Source organism: Zoogloea sp., assembly GCF_030157465.1.
Taxonomy (GTDB): domain Bacteria; phylum Pseudomonadota; class Gammaproteobacteria; order Burkholderiales; family Rhodocyclaceae; genus Zoogloea.
Window position 1 is genome coordinate 43321 of record NZ_JAOAUU010000059.1, and the last position, 15463, is coordinate 58783.

Annotated in this window: 13 protein-coding genes, 1 tRNA gene and 1 riboswitch; all 14 genes read right to left on the reverse strand. The window is 63.7% G+C overall.

The window, feature by feature from the left end; genetic code table 11:
* Nucleotides 1-24 precede the first annotated feature (24 nt).
* Complete coding sequence (gene prmC / locus Q1W26_RS07960) at nucleotides 25-858, reverse strand: peptide chain release factor N(5)-glutamine methyltransferase (protein ID WP_300438186.1); 834 nt, start codon at nucleotides 856-858, stop codon at nucleotides 25-27.
* Nucleotides 851-1936, reverse strand: coding sequence for a peptide chain release factor 1 (gene prfA, locus Q1W26_RS07965; protein WP_300438189.1), 1086 nt, complete (start codon nucleotides 1934-1936; stop codon nucleotides 851-853). The genes prmC and prfA overlap by 8 nt, the downstream gene beginning before the upstream one ends.
* A gap of 51 nt (nucleotides 1937-1987) precedes the next feature.
* Complete coding sequence (gene hemA / locus Q1W26_RS07970) at nucleotides 1988-3229, reverse strand: glutamyl-tRNA reductase (RefSeq protein ID WP_300438192.1); 1242 nt, start codon at nucleotides 3227-3229, stop codon at nucleotides 1988-1990.
* A gap of 182 nt (nucleotides 3230-3411) precedes the next feature.
* Nucleotides 3412-4185: a methylmalonyl-CoA decarboxylase gene (gene scpB / locus Q1W26_RS07975; protein WP_300438194.1), complete on the reverse strand. Its 774-nt coding sequence runs from the start codon at nucleotides 4183-4185 to the stop codon at nucleotides 3412-3414.
* Between the two features lie 70 nt (nucleotides 4186-4255).
* Complete coding sequence (locus Q1W26_RS07980) at nucleotides 4256-7204, reverse strand: transglycosylase domain-containing protein (RefSeq protein ID WP_300438226.1); 2949 nt, start codon at nucleotides 7202-7204, stop codon at nucleotides 4256-4258.
* 343 nt (nucleotides 7205-7547) lie between these two features.
* Nucleotides 7548-8021 carry a hypothetical protein gene (locus Q1W26_RS07985; RefSeq protein ID WP_300438197.1) on the reverse strand — a complete coding sequence of 158 codons (474 nt, stop codon included), beginning with the start codon at nucleotides 8019-8021 and terminating at the stop codon, nucleotides 7548-7550.
* 146 nt (nucleotides 8022-8167) lie between these two features.
* Complete coding sequence (locus Q1W26_RS07990; RefSeq protein ID WP_300438200.1) at nucleotides 8168-8698, reverse strand: phasin family protein; 531 nt, start codon at nucleotides 8696-8698, stop codon at nucleotides 8168-8170.
* A 243-nt stretch (nucleotides 8699-8941) separates the two neighbouring features.
* Nucleotides 8942-9322: a hypothetical protein gene (locus Q1W26_RS07995; RefSeq protein WP_300438203.1), complete on the reverse strand. Its 381-nt coding sequence runs from the start codon at nucleotides 9320-9322 to the stop codon at nucleotides 8942-8944.
* A 110-nt stretch (nucleotides 9323-9432) separates the two neighbouring features.
* Nucleotides 9433-9521, reverse strand: a riboswitch (cyclic di-GMP riboswitch).
* A gap of 337 nt (nucleotides 9522-9858) precedes the next feature.
* A tRNA-Phe gene (locus Q1W26_RS08000) sits at nucleotides 9859-9934 on the reverse strand.
* A 76-nt stretch (nucleotides 9935-10010) separates the two neighbouring features.
* Nucleotides 10011-11513, reverse strand: a complete 1503-nt coding sequence (locus tag Q1W26_RS08005) for a sensor histidine kinase (RefSeq protein WP_300438206.1) — start codon at nucleotides 11511-11513, stop codon at nucleotides 10011-10013.
* Nucleotides 11500-12174: a response regulator transcription factor gene (locus Q1W26_RS08010; RefSeq protein ID WP_300438209.1), complete on the reverse strand. Its 675-nt coding sequence runs from the start codon at nucleotides 12172-12174 to the stop codon at nucleotides 11500-11502. Before Q1W26_RS08010 ends, Q1W26_RS08005 begins: the two co-directional genes overlap by 14 nt.
* A gap of 447 nt (nucleotides 12175-12621) precedes the next feature.
* Nucleotides 12622-14391, reverse strand: a complete 1770-nt coding sequence (locus Q1W26_RS08015; protein WP_300438212.1) for a cation acetate symporter — start codon at nucleotides 14389-14391, stop codon at nucleotides 12622-12624.
* The gene (locus Q1W26_RS08020) at nucleotides 14391-14699 is read right to left on the reverse strand and encodes a DUF485 domain-containing protein (protein WP_300438215.1); all 309 of its coding nucleotides are present in this window, start codon (nucleotides 14697-14699) and stop codon (nucleotides 14391-14393) included. Before Q1W26_RS08020 ends, Q1W26_RS08015 begins: the two co-directional genes overlap by 1 nt.
* A 212-nt stretch (nucleotides 14700-14911) precedes the next feature.
* A partial coding sequence (locus Q1W26_RS08025; protein WP_300438218.1) for a TCP-1/cpn60 chaperonin family protein occupies nucleotides 14912-15463 on the reverse strand: 552 nt, incomplete at its 5' end.

Sequence of the window (15463 nt, forward strand, 5' to 3'; positions counted from 1 at the left end):
GTCTAGGCTTGCCAGCCACCGCCGTCAAGGGCGACGGCCAAAGCTGATCCGTTCGATACCGGCCAGATCCTGCGCCGACGCCACCTCGACAAAGCCTGCGGCAACGAGCAGAGCCCGCACCGCCGCAGCCTGATCGTAGCCGTGCTCCATCATCAGCCAGCCGCCGGCCGCAAGAAAACCCGGCGCAGCGGCGGTGATGCGGCGCAGGTCATCGAGGCCCGCCGGGCCCGAAGCCAGCGCCGTTGCCGGCTCGAAGCGCACGTCCCCCTGGGCCAGGTGCGGATCGTTCTCGGCGATGTAGGGCGGGTTGCTGACGATGAAATCGAAACCTGCCGCCGCATCCAGCGCCGCAAACCAGTCACTCTCGACAAAGCGCACCGACGCAGCGAGCGCAGCGGCGTTGGCGCGGGCAACGATGAGCGCGGCGGGCGAAAAATCCACCGCCGTCACCTGCGCGGCCGGAATCTCGAGGGCCAGCGTGACCGCCAGTGCGCCGCTGCCGGTGCCCAGATCAAGGATGGCCGGCGCGCTGCCGGGCGCAACGCGCGCCAGCACAAGATCGACGACCAGTTCGGTTTCCGGACGCGGAATCAGCACCGCGGGCGACACGCCGAAGCGGCGCCCGTAGAACTCGCGCTCGCCGAGCAGGTAAGCCACCGGCTCGCCGGCGACGCGGCGCGTCAGCAGCTCGACGAAACGCCCGGCCTGCCCGGCAGCCAGCGCGCGCTCGGGATAGGCCGCAATCTGGGCCGCCGTGCAGCCGAGGATTTCACGCAGCAAGAGCCGCGCCTCGCTGGCCGGCAGGCGTCCGCGCGCCAGCGCGAGGGCGGCGCCGACGCTCGTCGGCAGATCAGCCATTCTCGTCGGCCAGCGCAGCCAGCAATTCGGCCTGGTGTTCGGCGGTAAGCGCGGCCACCACTTCATCCAGCTCGCCCTGCATCACCGCATCGAGCTTGTAGAGCGTGAGGTTGATACGGTGATCGGTGAGGCGCCCCTGCGGATAGTTGTAGGTGCGGATGCGCTCGGAGCGATCACCGCTGCCCACCAGGCTCTTGCGGGTGGCGGCTTCCCTGGCCTGCTGCTCGCGCACCTGGATGTCCTTGATGCGCGCGGCCAGCACGCGCATGGCGGAGGCCTTGTTCTGGTGCTGGGAGCGGCCGTCCTGACATTCGGCCACGATGCCGGTGGGCAGGTGGGTAATGCGCACCGCCGAGTCGGTCTTGTTGATGTGCTGACCGCCGGCACCCGAGGCGCGGAAGGTGTCGATGCGCAGATCGGCGGGATTGAGCTCGACTTCACCCACTTCGTCGGCCTCGGGCATGACCGCCACGGTGCAGGCCGAGGTGTGGATGCGGCCCTGGGTTTCGGTGGCCGGCACGCGCTGCACGCGGTGGCCGCCGGATTCGAACTTGAGCCGCGAATAGGCACCGGCGCCCGCCACGCGCACGATCACCTCCTTGAAGCCCCCCAGCTCGGAATCGCTGGCCGAGATGACCTCGACGCGCCAGCCCTGGCGTTCGGCATAGCGGGTGTACATGCGCAGCAGGTCACCGGCGAACAGCGCGGCCTCGTCGCCACCGGTTCCGGCGCGGATTTCGAGAAAAAGGTTGCGCTCGTCGTTGGGGTCGCGGGGAAGCAGCGCGGTCTGCAGATCCGTTTCGATGCGCAGCTGGGCGGCCTGGGCCGATTCGATCTCGGCGACGGCGAGCTCCTTCATCTCCGGATCGGCGAGGAGCTCCTTCGCCGACGTCTCGTCGTCGAGGGCCTGGCAGTAGGCGCGATACAGCTCGACCACCGGCGTGATCTCGGCGTGCTCGCGGGTCAGCTTGCGGTAGTTGTCCATGTCGCTGGCCGCCTCGCTGGTGGCGAGCAGGCGGTCGAGCTCCTGCAGACGGTCGGCAAGGTTGTCCAGCTTGTCGCGGATGCGCTGTTTCATGGGTGGAGGGCCCGCGGACGCAGGCGTGAAAAACACCGCGCCCGGCGTGGGCTAGTGATCTTTGTGGAGGTTGAAGAGGCGCCGCACCAGCTCGGCGCAGTCGCCATCGGCGTCGTTGAGAAAGCGGGTCGGCCCGTGGATGAGCTTGTTGGTCAGGCCGTGGCTGAGGGCCTCGATGACCTTGTGGGGATCTTCGCCCTTGGCCAGCAGGCGCACCGCGCGCTCCACTTCAGCCTGGCGCAGGTGGTCGGCATGTTCGCGCAGGGCGCGAATGGTCGGCACCGTGCCGCGGCTGTCGAGCCAGTGAAGAAAGCCGTCGACCCGCTCGTCGATGATGCCTTCGGCCTCGATCACTGCCGCGTGGCGGGATTCGAGGCCGGAATCGACAACCTTGGCGAGATCATCGACGGTGTACAGGAAGACGTCGCCCAGCGCGGCAACCTCGGGTTCGATGTCCCGCGGCACCGCCAGGTCGACCATCACCATCGGGCGGTGGCGGCGCGCCTTGAGCGCACGCTCGACCATACCGAGCCCGATGATGGGCAGCGGGCTGCCGGTGCAGGAAACCACGATGTCGTAGGCCGCGAGCGACTCGGCCACCTGGTCGAGACGCAGCACATCGGCGCTGAAGCGCTCGGCCAGGGCCTTGGCGCGGGCTGGCGTGCGGTTGGCGATGGTCATTTTCTTCGGCTGCTCGCCACCGAAGTGGGCGGCGCACAGCTCGATCATTTCGCCGGCGCCCACGAAGAGGACCCGCTGCTCACTCACCCGCTCGAAAATCCGCTCCGACAGATGTACCGCAGCCGCCGCCATCGACACCGTGTTGGCGCCGATGGCGGTGGTCGAGCGCACCTCCTTCGCTACCGAGAAGGTGCGCTGGAAGAGCTTGTGCAGGGTGGTGCCGAGCGTGCCGGCCTGCTCGGCCTGGCGCACTGCATCCTTGACCTGGCCAAGGATCTGCGGCTCGCCGATGACCATCGAGTCCAGCCCGCTGGCCACGCGAAAGACGTGGCGCACGGCGTCACGCTGGGGAAAGGTGTAGAGGTAGGGCGCCAGATCGTGCAGCGCCATACGGTGGTACTCGGCAAACCAGTCGGCCGCGTACTGGGGCTCTTCGGTCGCGAAGTACAGCTCGGTGCGGTTGCAGGTGGAGATGATCGCAGCTTCCTTCACCGGCTTGGCACGCACGAGATCACCCAGGGCCTGAACGAGGCGTTCAGGCTGGAAAGCCACCTGTTCCCGAATCGAGACAGGCGCAGTGTGATGGTTGAGACCAAGGGCGAAGAGTTGCATGCGCGGCACCGGGTGAGGGCGCAATTTTTCAGCCGGCGATTATATCACCCGCTGTTTTAACGGAAACAGGGACGACAGCGCAGGCCTGTCGCCCCTGTTTGGCGCCGCGGGTACGGGACGGCGACGGATTATCTGCCGGACATCCGCCGGCAACGCATCCTTGTGGCGCGCGGATGCGGGCCCTACTCGCCCTTGAACACGGGCGGGCGCTTCTCCCGGAAGGCCTGCACGCCTTCGGCGTAGTCACGGCTGTTGTACACCACCCGGCGCAGGCCCTGGATACGCTCGAAGTCTTCGGGCGACATGGTGTGGGCACCGGCCAGGATCCGCAGCTGCTCCTTCATCACCGAGATGGAAAGCGGCGCGTTGGCAACAATGCGACGCGCCATGGCGTAGGTGACTTCCTCCAGCTCGGCCTTATCGACCACCCTGTTGATGACGCCGAGGCTGCACAGGCGCTGGGCAGAAATCGGGTCGGCGGTAAACAGCATCTCCTTGGCGAGATTAAGCGAGGCCGCGTTGAGAAAAGTGAGCAGGCCGCCCACGTTGTAGGGCACGTTAAGCCGGGCCGGCGTTGCCGCAAAGGTGGCGTCGTCGGCAGCCAGGATGAGGTCGCAGGCAAACACCGTTTCGCAGGCGCCGCCCCATACGCTGCCCTCGATCATCGCAATCACCGGCGCCGGAAAGGCTTCGATATCGCGAATCAGCTTGCGCAGGGGGTCGCGCCAGGCCAGCGGATCAAGGCCGGCGGCGGGCAGCTCGTCAATGTCGTGGCCAGCCGACCAGACCTTGCTGCCGGCCCTTGCGCGCAGGACCAGACAGCGCACGCCCGCCGAACGGAAGGATTCCAGGGCCGCCGCAAAGGCGAGGACCATTTCCTCGCACAGCGCGTTGCGCCGGTGGTCGCGGTCGAAGGTGACGGTGCCGATGTTGTCGGCGATGTCGATCAACAGCATGAAGGCGTTCTCGTGAAAATGTGGATGGCCGCCGGCGTTCCGGCATTGCTCCCGCCGGCACCGGCAACTGTCACAAGGCGCAGCCTGCAGCGGCCTTCGGTTCGAGATAGGGCAACAGCACCGGCCCCATCGCCTTCAATATCTGCACCGGAACCGCCGACGTAAAGTGGTAGTTGGCGGCCTCGGGGCCGATGACGTAGGCGGTGAGCGTGCCGAAATGGCGCGGGCCGATGTAGAACACGAAGGTGGCCGTCCGGTTAAGCGCCACGCCACGGGCGCCGCCCCGACCGATGACGATGCGGTTGTCACCGGTGCCGGTCTTGCCGCCCAGCGCCAGTGGCGCGCCATCGGCCAGCTTGAATGCACCGGAGAGACGGCGGGCCGTGCCGCCCTCCACCACCTCCGACAGGGCATTGCGCAAGGCCGCCGCAACTTCGGGCGCCATCACCCGCTCACCTTCGGTGGATTGATGGGCAAAGCGCGTCTCGTAAGGCGTATCGACGGCAAAGTTCAGGTGATCGATGCGCAGCGTGGGCAGGCGCATGCCGTCATTGGAGATGATGCCCATCAGCTCGGCCAGCGCGGCCGGCCGGTCGCCGGAGCTGCCCAGCGCAGTGGCAAACGACGGCACGAGGTGTCCGAAGGGGTAACCCACCCGCGCCCAGCGACGATGAATGTCGAGAAAGGCCTCGATCTCGAGCATCGTGTAGATGCGCGAATCCTTGGCCCCCTTGAAGCGGGTGCGGAACAGCCAACGGTAGACCGCCTGGCGCTCGTCAACGCTGGCCTGCACCACGTCGGTCCAGGCGGCGTCGGGCTTTTGCTGAAGGTAACCCACCAGCCACAATTCCAGCGGATGCACGCGGGCGACGTAGCCACGATCCGGCAGGTCGTAGGCCTCGGGCGCGTTGCGGGCATGGAGTTTTTCGAGGCTCTCGGCGGACAGCTCCTTGCCACCCAGCCGCTCGCGCAGGAAGGCACCCAGCTCGGCCGGCGTGGCCTTGGGCGACAAATAGAGGAACACGGCAGCCACGCGGTCCATGCCCGGACGCAGGTCGTCAAGAAGCTCCTCACGCATCTCGTCGGGCGTCTTGCCGTGGTACTTGTGCCAGAAGCGGCGCAGAAAGGCCTGCCCCTCGCGATCGGCAAAGCGGGCGAGATAATCCTGGCGCCGGGGATCGTCCTCGTTTTCGAGCACCTGCGAGATCTTTTCCGGCCCGTGGTACATGGTGTAGCGCACCACGTCGCGCATCAGGCGCACGAAGGGCAGGTTGATCGAGCCCTGCAGCGCCTCCCGCACCGTGGGCACGCGGCCGTTGTCTTCGCTGCGGAAATTGCTGAAGGTGTGCACGCCGCCGCCGGTAAAGAAACTTTCGCCGGGGCTGGCGGAATATTTGCGTTCAAGGGCCGCCTGCAGCATGGCCGGCAGGCTGCGATCCGACGCCGTCGCGAGGTGTTGCACGGCCCACAGGGTCAGGCGATCGCGCGAATCAAGCTGCATGCGGCGCAACTCGGCCGGGGGTGTTTCGGCAAGGCGCTGGTGCAGCTCGGCAACGATCTCCAGGTAAGTCGTGAGCACACGCAGCTTGGCGGTGGAACCGAGTTCAAGCTTGCTGCCTTCGTTGATGTCGAGGGGCTGGTCGGTGGTGTCGGTCTGGACGCGTACACGGTTGCCGCTGGACGTGCTTTCGACCAGATTGAAGCTATAGCGCACAGCACCGAGCTTTGCCGGAACCAGCATGCGATCGCCGAGCAAACCCTGCTTGCGCGCGAATTCGGGGTCGGAAAGACGCCCCAGAAACTCGCTGACATCCTTCTGCAGCGCTCCGTTGAGCGTGGTGGCAACGTCGACGTCGAAGCGGTCGAGTTCATACAGCGACGCATCGAACATGCCCGCCAGCCGGTTGCGGATGGCGGTTGCGCCTTTGCCCACGTCGGCCGGCAACAAGGCGGGGTTTGCCGTCATGTCGCGAAACTTCAGGGGCTCGGAAAGTGCCGCGTCGCGCAGCAGAGGGCTGATCACGCCGTTTTCGGCCAGCAGGCGCAGATAGCTTTCGGACAATTGCGCGAGCCTTTGGCGGCCTCCGCCCGACAGATAGAAAGACGGGCGGCGGTGCGCAATCATCAGCGCCACGACCTGATGCAGTGCCCGGCCCTGCGCCGCCAGTTTCGGGCCGCTTGCGTCGGCCGACGCGAGCAGCGCATTCGCCTCGCTGAAATCGGTGGCAAACCAAACCCACAACCCGTCGCCAAGGCCATTGACCTCGCCATGACCCGGCGCCGCCGACAGGGGCACGGTATTCAGGTAATCCAGCAACAGCCGGCGCCGCGCCGGCAGGGTCTGCTCGCCATCCTGGTAGGCCCGCACGCTGGCGGACATCATCTGGCGCAGTTTCTCCCGCGCGTTATGGGTTACGCCGTCGGGCGAATGACGGAATTTTTCGATCTGGGTGGCCAGGGTGCTTCCGCCCGGCGCGTCGAAATCGTCGCTGACCATGTGCCCGATCCGGCCCAGCACCGCACGCGTGAAACGCACCCAATCCACCGCCGGATTCATCATCGGCCGTGACTCGTCCAGCAGGTCGCGGTTTTCGATGAACATCAGCGCCTGCGCCACCCGCGGTGGCACGGCGGCAAAGTCGTCATAGCCGCGGTAGGGGTAGCGGAAGCGGTACAGCGTCTGGCCGCGACAATCGTCCACGTCCAGCCCTGCGCGCGTTTTCTCGTGATAGGGGGCGGACAAGCCGCGCCCGGTGTAATCCATCAGCGCATCGGAAAAGCGCGCCTGCTGCGCCAGCGTGTAACCCCGCGTACCAAGGCGCTCGATGATCCGCGGCAGCTCGGCGTAACCCATGCGCTGATCGAAGGGGCCGTGTGCCGGAAAGCGCACGGCGTCGCTCGCGCCATTCACCACGTGGTAGTCGAGCCCCGCGGCGTAGCTTGCAAGATGGCGGGCCTGGAACTGCGAAGTCTGCACCTCTTCGGCGACCTGATATCCGGCCCCCAGAAGCAGCAACAACAGCAGGCCGCCCAGAGGCCAGCCCTGACGGCGAAGGAAACCGGCGGCCGGCGGAAGGGGCGGAGGCGAATCAGTGTTTTGGTCTTGGGTCACGGCAAGGTTTTCGATGGTGCGTCGCGGCAAGTATCCCGCATTCGGCGTAAAAGCGTGGCTACAAAAGCCTGCATTTTGTCCGCCCACCAAAACTTTGCCAATCCTGGCAAACAGCACCCCCGCCTCGCCCGCGCCAGCCTGCCGGCAGGTTCTGGCCAAGGGCTGTGGCCAGTTGCCGGGCAATCCTCTTCAGTGCCGCGTCGATGCGCGCAGCGCAGAAAGATCCCGGTCTTGCGGAAACAGAAACGTCTTAAACAGGCTTCTTGAACAAGGCCGTCGTTTCAAGCGTTTCGATGGGTTTGTAGAACAGCTCGCCGAAAATGCGATCGACCATCGTATATTTTCCGTCACTCATCTGAATGGCGTGGCAGACGTTGTCGGCCGGATCGGCGAAATGGCTTATTCCGTATTCGGCGATATCCATATCCAGAACATATTCCCAGTCGCGCCCCAGCTGCGGCGAAACATCGAAATAAGTTTTGGCGCTGGCGTCGACATTCCACCAGTGCTGCAGGATCTCGGTTCGCTTCAGCACCTTGTCGTAGGGCTTGACCAGCCATCCGCTGACGATCTTGATGTTCCTCTCGCGGTCTATGCAGCGATGGGCGTTCATATAGCGGCTACCCTCTTCTCCGCCTCCGAGCTGCCTGACCTCCACCGGCTTGACCGCGAATTTGGCAAATGGCTGCCGATCCCTGATGAAATCCCGCGTGGCTTTGTACATTGATTGAAATCCGGAAATTAAGCTCAGGCGCCCGGCGCCTTCACGAGCGCTGTAATTGTTGGATTATTGCCTGTCGGCCTCAACCCTGACGCGAAATGCCGCTTTGGATCGGCAGCCCCCGCCATCCGGCACATCAGGACGCCAGCTCAGCGTCGCTTGGCGGGCGCTCTGGGAGTCTTTTTGGGCGGAGCCTCCGCCACCGGAGTCACGTTTCGGCTGCCATCGACCAGCCGGGCCATGTCCAACATGGAATTGCGGGATTTGAGCGCAGCGTCGAGCATGGATTTGACGACATCGATCATCACCGCAGGCCCCGCATGCAGTGATGACTCGGAGCCCCCCTCCACCAGCCCGAGGTTATCGGTCTGGGCCTTGATCAGACGGGTCAATTCCTGCTGGTTTTCGGCAACGACCTCGTTGAAATCACCCGCATAGCTGACGATCTGATCCACGAGCCGCTGCATCATCACCGTTTGCGTCGCGTACCACGCCCCGGCGTCCCTGGCCTTCGTCAGCGCATCGATCGCAGACATGTTGCCATCCATGATCGACTGGGTCGCCTTGATGTTGAGGTGAATCAGCCGTTGCGCACAGAAAAATGCGCTTCGATAAATCGACGACACGGCATCGAGCTTGTCCTTGCCGGGCGTTGCGAGCAGTTGCTGGAGCGTGAACATTGCCGTCTCTCCTGGTTGTCCATCGGGGGGAAACTAAACCTTAATCGCAGCCAGCGCCCCGAATCTTGCGCAGCATCAAGTGCGCGCAGTGCACGCCGCCTCGCCCTGACCTCGGCCACGTTCAGGCAGCCCTCGGAGTGGGGCCGTGTGGATCGCAACCCGGCCGCGGCAGCGAACCTGCGAGAGCGCCGCCATCCCTACGACCCGGTGGGCGCTGGCGCCTTCCCAGGCCGATCCCGACCATCAGGCGGAAATTGGCGCCCTGTTGAACTTCACCGCCATGTCGTTCGCAAGCGCCCAACCCGCCGCCTCGATCATGCCGACACTGATTGCAGGGCCAACAACTTGCCCCAAGAATGGGATCAGCTTTGACAACTCTTTTGTCAAGACTTTGATCGGCTGCTTCAGCATGGTCTGCTTGAGTGCGGCAACTGCCATACCTTTGGCAACCTCTTCAGTGAGGTTGCCACCAAACACGGAAGCCAAACTCATGGCCATCATCGACATCGCAACAATGTCAGCGGCCACGCCCGTGCCTGGAACAGGTATCAGATTCCCCGCACCAGCACCGGCTGCTGCAGTATGAATGATCTTATGGCACTTGCTTTCTTGCTCTGGAGTCATCCTGGACACGGCTGTTCCTTTCTATTGAAATCGGAAATGGCTAAAAGTCCGAGCGCGAAGCGCAGAAAGGAAAATCCAGGCGGGTGAAGAAACTGCAGGTGGGAACCCTGCAGTGCAACCCGGCTATCCTTCCGTTGAATCTGGTTTAGGACCCGTAGCTTTGCGTCCGAAGCTCTCGCTTCGTTTGCCAGCTCAAATCATAGGCCAACCCAAAAATGGCATACGATTTAATTTCGACGTAATCCACACTTCATCACATCGAAGCGACCAACAGGACGCCCCGCCCTCCGGGGATGGCGACCTGTTCGCGCATGCTCTCAGGCAAAATGGCTTTGCCGCGGGCGGGGACTCTGCCAATCCGTACGCCAGCCCCTTGGCCTCTTCGGCCCCGCAGGCGCTCCAAACCCGGAGACCAATCTGCATGGGCGCGATAACACCGCGCCGGAAGCAGACCGGGACATCCCCCGACCCACGGACTTTTACCCGCGTGAACGCAAAAACGCCGACCACATGGATCGGCGTTTCTTGCTTGAATCTGGTGGCCAGTCGCGGAATCGAACCACGGACACGCGGATTTTCAATCCGCTGCTCTACCAACTGAGCTAACTGGCCTGAGAGAGACCGCATAATAGACTTCGATCGAAGGCTTGTCAAATAATTTCGAGCATTTATTTCATCCCCTGATGATTCAGGCGGGCGGGAAAGTGATTGGGCGAGGAGCGTCCAGGCCAGGCAGGGGGGCGCTGTCGGGGGTGCGGCTGCGCGGGAAGACGACTTGGGCGATGGTGCCCTTGCCGCTGGGGTTGGGGATGAGGCTGACCTGGGCACGGTGAAGGTCCGCGATCTCGCGGACGATGGGCAGGCCGAGGCCGGAGCCGCTTTCGGAGCTGCCGAGCACACGGTAGAAGCGTTCAAACACCCGCTCCCGGTCGGCTTCCGGCACGCCGATTCCGGTGTCTTCAACTTCGACAATGGCCCGCTCGGTGGCAATGGTTCGAACCGTCACGCAGCCCCCTTCGGGGGTGTATTTGATGGCGTTGTCGATGAGATTCTTGATGAGTTCGCCGAGAAGCACCGGGTTGCCGTCGATGACCAGGGGCTGCCCGGTGGTTTCGAGGCCGAAATCGATGTTCTTCTGGCGGGCCCGGGGCACGAAATCGCTGAGCATGGCGCGCAGCAGCACTTCCAGGTCGACCCGTTCGACGGCGTAGATCTTCTCGTAGCTGGCCTCTGCGCGGGCCAGCGACAAGAGCTGGTTGATCAGGTGGCTGGCGCGCTCGGCGCTCTGGGAAATGTGGATCAGGGAGCGATGCACCTGCGCCGGATCGGTTTCCATCAGGGCGAGATCGGTTTGCATGCGCAGACCGGTCAGCGGGGTGCGCATCTGGTGCGCGGCGTCGGCAATGAAGCGCTGCTGGGCCTGAAGGTTTTCTTCGAGACGCGCCATCATGTCATTGAAAGCAATGATCAGCGGCCGGACCTCCTCCGGGACGCCACCCACCGAAATCGGCGACAGGTCGGACGGGCGGCGGCGACGGATCAGGCTCTGGAGCTGATTGAGGGGCGCAATGCCGCGGGAGAGGCCCAGCCAGACGAGGATGACAGCGATCGGGATGATCGCGAACTGGGGCAGCAACACGCCGGTAACAACCCGTGACGCCAGGGTGCTGCGCTTGTTGCGGGTTTCAGCCACCTGCAGCACGACCAGCCGCTTCGGCGACGCGCCCTCGGCGGGCTGCAGGAACTGGTAGGCGACGCGGACGTCCTCGCCGGCAATCTGCTCGTCGCGGAACATCACCAGATCGGGCTCGACGCTGTCGGGCACGCTGACGGGCGGGATGTCCTTGTCCCCGGCGAGCAGTTCGCCCTTGAAACCGAGCACCTGGTAATACACGGTGTCGTCTTCGTCGGCCCGCAGGATGAGGCGGGCCGGCGCCGGAAAATTGACCCGCGCCTGGTTGTTTTCAAGCTTCACGAGACGGGCGATGGCCCGCACATTGACCGCCAGCGCCTGGTCGTAGGGCTGGTTGGCGATGCTGTTGGCGACATTGTGGGTAACGATGATGGAGATCGGCCACAGGAACAGCAGAGGCGCGAGCATCCAGTCGAGAATCTCGCCGAACAGCGAGTTGAAGGCCTTGCCGTCTGCGGAGGAATCATCCTCCGCCTTGCGCCTCCTAGGCGACCACATCCGGTTTTTCCAGGCAATACCCGAGGCCGCGCACGGTGACGATCTGCACGCCGCTGCGTTCCAGCTTCTTGCGCAGGCGATGTACGTACACTTCGATGGCGTTATTGGAGACTTCCTCCCCCCAGCCGCACAGGTGATCGACGAGCTGCTCCTTGCTCACCAGCCGGCCGGCGCGCAGCAGCAGCACTTCCAGCAGGCCGATTTCCCGCGCCGAAAGATCCACCACCTGCCCGTCGATCTTGACCACCCGGTCGGCCTGGTCGTAGATCAGGCGGGCGTACTCGATGCAGCGGGCCTGGCCGGTGCCGCGACGCGTAAGGGCGCGCACGCGGGCTTCCAGTTCGGGGAGCGCGAAGGGCTTGGTGAGGTAATCGTCGGCGCCGGCATCGAGCCCCCGGACACGATCCTCGACACCGTCCTGGGCGGTGAGGATCAGCACCGGCAGCGCGCCCTTGCGGGCCCGCAGGCGGCGCAGCACCTCGATTCCGGAAAGCTTGGGCAGGCCGAGATCGAGAATGAGGAGATCGAAACTCTGGCCCAGCAGGGCGGCATCTGCATCGGCGCCGTTGGGCACATGATCAACGGCATAACCCGCCTTTTTCAGGGCCCGGCCAAGGCCGTCGGCAATGATCGGATCGTCTTCGGCCAACAGGATGCGCATGGCGTTTTCAGTCGGTGCAGAAGTGTAAGTTTGAAGTAAGCGGCGCCCGGCATATTGAAACCGCTGTTCTCCTTTTACTCGGTCTTGGGGGCGATGCTGCTGCGTTTGCGGCGACGTGGCCTCGGGGGATTGGACCGCCCGACGGCCCAGTCCCCCGCCGTTTTTTTAGGTTTTCCTGCATCCGGCTGCCTGGCTGGATGCCTGCCGCCCGCGTTCAGCGGATGCGCACAAACCCACACAGTTCTTCTGCCGCCGCGCGCCCCAAGACGATTGCGCCCGAGTCTAGCACAGGGCTGCTGGACACGCCCTTCGCCCGCCTCGTCGACGCACTGCACCATCAGCAAGCGTTCTCGCAGAACAAACAAAAACCCCGGCAGCCTTTCGGCATGCCGGGGTTTTTGTTTGCAACGCCCACCGGATCATAGATCCGGCGGGTTGGTCTTGCGCTTAGTGACCCGAAGCGCCAGATGCACCGATACCGGTTTCGGAACGGATCAGCTGGGCAGCGAAGTCGGCACGTTCCTGCTGGGCATTGGCGCTGCGATCAAGGATCGAGAACAGCCAGATACCCACGAAGCCGATGGTCATCGAGAACAGGCAAGGCGAGGTGTAGGGGAACCAGGCCGAACCCTTCGGGTTGCCGAGGGTGACTTCCCAGACGGACGGGGAAACCACGGTCAGAACCACGGAGGAGATCAGGCCGAGGAAACCACCGATAACTGCACCCTTGGTGGTGCAATCCTTCCACAGCACACTCATGAAGAGCACCGGGAAGTTGGCGGACGCGGCGATTGCGAAAGCCAGGGACACCATGAAGGCGATGTTCTGCTTCTCGAAGGCGATACCCAGGACGACCGCGATGATACCGAGGACGATGGTGGTGATGCGGGACACACGCAGCTCAGCGGCGGAATCCGCATTGCCCTTCTTGAACACGGTGGCGTACAAGTCATGGGACACGGCGGAAGCACCCGACAGCGTCAGGCCGGCAACCACAGCCAGAATGGTGGCAAAGGCAACCGCGGAGATGAAGCCGAGGAAGATGTTGCCGCCGACAGCATTGGCCAGGTGGATCGCCGCCATGTTGCCGCCGCCCTTCAGGACGCCCTTGGCATCAAGGAAGGTCGGATCGGTCAGCACGAAGGTGATGGCGCCGAAGCCGATGATGAAGGTCAGGATGTAGAAGTAGCCGATCCAGACAGTTGCCCAACCCACGGACTTGCGGGCTTCCTTGGCATCCGGCACGGTGAAGAAGCGCATCAGGATGTGGGGCAGGCCGGCGGTACCGAACATCAGCGCCATACCGAAGGAGATGGCGGTGATCGGATCCTTGACGAAGTTGCCCGGAGCCATGATGGAGTCGCCCTTGGCGGCGGCCATCGCGGCGGTCACTTCAGCCACGTCCTTGCCCTGTGCTGCAGCAGCAACCGCAGCGTCGGCGATCAGCTTGGCATCCTTGGCGGCCAGTGCAGTCTTGATTTCAACAGCCTTGGCAAACATCGCTTCCGGGCTGAAACCAAACTTGATCAGCACCATGAAGGCCATGAAGGAGGCACCGCACAGCAGCAGCACAGCCTTGATGATCTGCACCCAGGTGGTGGCGGTCATGCCACCGAAGAGCACATAAACCATCATCAGCGCGCCGACGATCACCACAGCCATCCAGTACTCGAGGCCGAAGAGCAGCTTGATCAGCTGACCGGCACCGACCATCTGGGCGATGAGGTAGAAGGCGACCACGACCAGCGTGCCGGAAGCGGCGAAGGCGCGGATCGGGGTTTGCTGGAAGCGGTAACCGGCCACGTCGGCAAAGGTGAATTTGCCGAGGTTGCGCAGGCGCTCTGCCATCAGGAAGGTGATGATCGGCCAGCCGACGAGGAAGCCGATCGCATAGATCAGGCCGTCGTAGCCGTTGGCCATCACCGCGGCGGAAATACCCAGGAAGGACGCGGCGGACATGTAGTCACCGGCGATCGCCAGGCCGTTCTGGAAGCCGGTGATGCCACCGCCGGCGGTGTAGAAGTCAGCAGCCGACTTGGTCTTGGAGGCGGCCCACTTGGTGATGTACATCGTGCCGGCAACGAAGATGCCGAACATGGCGATGGCGGTCCAGTTGGTCGCCTGCTTTTCGACCTGGCCCATGTCGGCGCCCGCTGCGAGAGCGACACCGGAAGCCAGCACGGCCAGGAGGCCGAAGATCAGTTTGGAAGTGCGCATCACTTGGTGGCCTCCTTGATGACCTGAGCCTTCAGATCGTCAAATTCAGTATTGGCACGGCGAATGTAGATGCCGGTAATAATGATGGTGAACAAGATCACGCCCACGCCGATGGGAATCCCGATCGAGGTCACGCCTGCGCCGGTCTTCTGGGCCAGGAACTCCTTGTTGAACGCCACCAGCAGGATGTAGCCGTAGTAAACGACCAGCATCGAGATCGTCATGATCCAGCCGTAGCTATTGCGTTTTGAGACCAGCTCCTGGTACTTAGGGTTTGCCCGGATGCGGTCGCCGAGGTCGTCTTTCATTTTTCTCCTCCTCTTCGAATAAACCTTGGAAGAAACCGAAACGGCTCCTTTAAGGGTGTTAGGCAAGGTACCGGCGGAGCCTTACTGTGAACTTACGTGCGCGTCAGCGTCAGAAAGCACCTTAACGAAAGACAAGAAACCCGGCCTGCAAAACAAAAAACCCCGCCGAAGCGAGGTTTTCTGTGGAACCGGCTGGTTCGGGAAAGCGGGGATTACATCCCCATGCCGCCCATTCCACCCATGCCGCCCATGCCGCCCATGTCGCCCATGCCGCCGGCCGGCTTGTCTTCAGCCAGTTCGGCAACCATGCAGTCGGTGGTGAGCATCAGGCTGGCCACGGAAGCAGCGTTCTGCAGTGCGGTGCGGGTCACCTTGGTCGGATCGAGCACGCCCATTTCAACCATGTCGCCATACACGCCGGTAGCAGCGTTGTAACCAAAGTTGCCCGTACCTTCGGCAACCTTGTTTACCACCACGGAGGGTTCGTCGCCAGCGTTGGCAACGATCTCGCGCATCGGCTGTTCCATCGCACGCAGGACGATCTTGATGCCGGCGTCCTGGTCGTGGTTGTCGCCCTTGAGGCTGCCGAGGTTGGCACGGGCACGCAGCAGGGCCACGCCGCCGCCGGGGACGATGCCTTCTTCAACGGCGGCACGGGTGGCGTGCAGCGCGTCTTCCACGCGAGCCTTCTTTTCCTTCATTTCGACTTCGGTGGCAGCGCCAACCTTGATCACGGCAACACCGCCGGCCAGCTTGGCCACGCG

Excerpts from the sequence above, each read along its gene's own strand:
- prfA (WP_300438189.1), bottom strand. The coding sequence starts at position 1,936 with ATGAAACAGCGCATCCGCGACAAGCTGGACAACCTTGCCGACCGTCTG.
- Q1W26_RS08015 (WP_300438212.1), bottom strand. The coding sequence starts at position 14,391 with ATGCGCACTTCCAAACTGATCTTCGGCCTCCTGGCCGTGCTGGCTTCC.
- Q1W26_RS07985 (WP_300438197.1), bottom strand. The coding sequence starts at position 8,021 with ATGTACAAAGCCACGCGGGATTTCATCAGGGATCGGCAGCCATTTGCC.
- Q1W26_RS08010 (WP_300438209.1), bottom strand. The coding sequence starts at position 12,174 with ATGCGCATCCTGTTGGCCGAAGACGATCCGATCATTGCCGACGGCCTT.
- prmC (WP_300438186.1), bottom strand. The coding sequence starts at position 858 with ATGGCTGATCTGCCGACGAGCGTCGGCGCCGCCCTCGCGCTGGCGCGC.
- Q1W26_RS07995 (WP_300438203.1), bottom strand. The coding sequence starts at position 9,322 with ATGACTCCAGAGCAAGAAAGCAAGTGCCATAAGATCATTCATACTGCA.
- scpB (WP_300438194.1), bottom strand. The coding sequence starts at position 4,185 with ATGCTGTTGATCGACATCGCCGACAACATCGGCACCGTCACCTTCGAC.
- Q1W26_RS08020 (WP_300438215.1), bottom strand. The coding sequence starts at position 14,699 with ATGAAAGACGACCTCGGCGACCGCATCCGGGCAAACCCTAAGTACCAG.
- hemA (WP_300438192.1), bottom strand. The coding sequence starts at position 3,229 with ATGCAACTCTTCGCCCTTGGTCTCAACCATCACACTGCGCCTGTCTCG.
- Q1W26_RS08005 (WP_300438206.1), bottom strand. The coding sequence starts at position 11,513 with ATGTGGTCGCCTAGGAGGCGCAAGGCGGAGGATGATTCCTCCGCAGAC.
- Q1W26_RS07990 (WP_300438200.1), bottom strand. The coding sequence starts at position 8,698 with ATGTTCACGCTCCAGCAACTGCTCGCAACGCCCGGCAAGGACAAGCTC.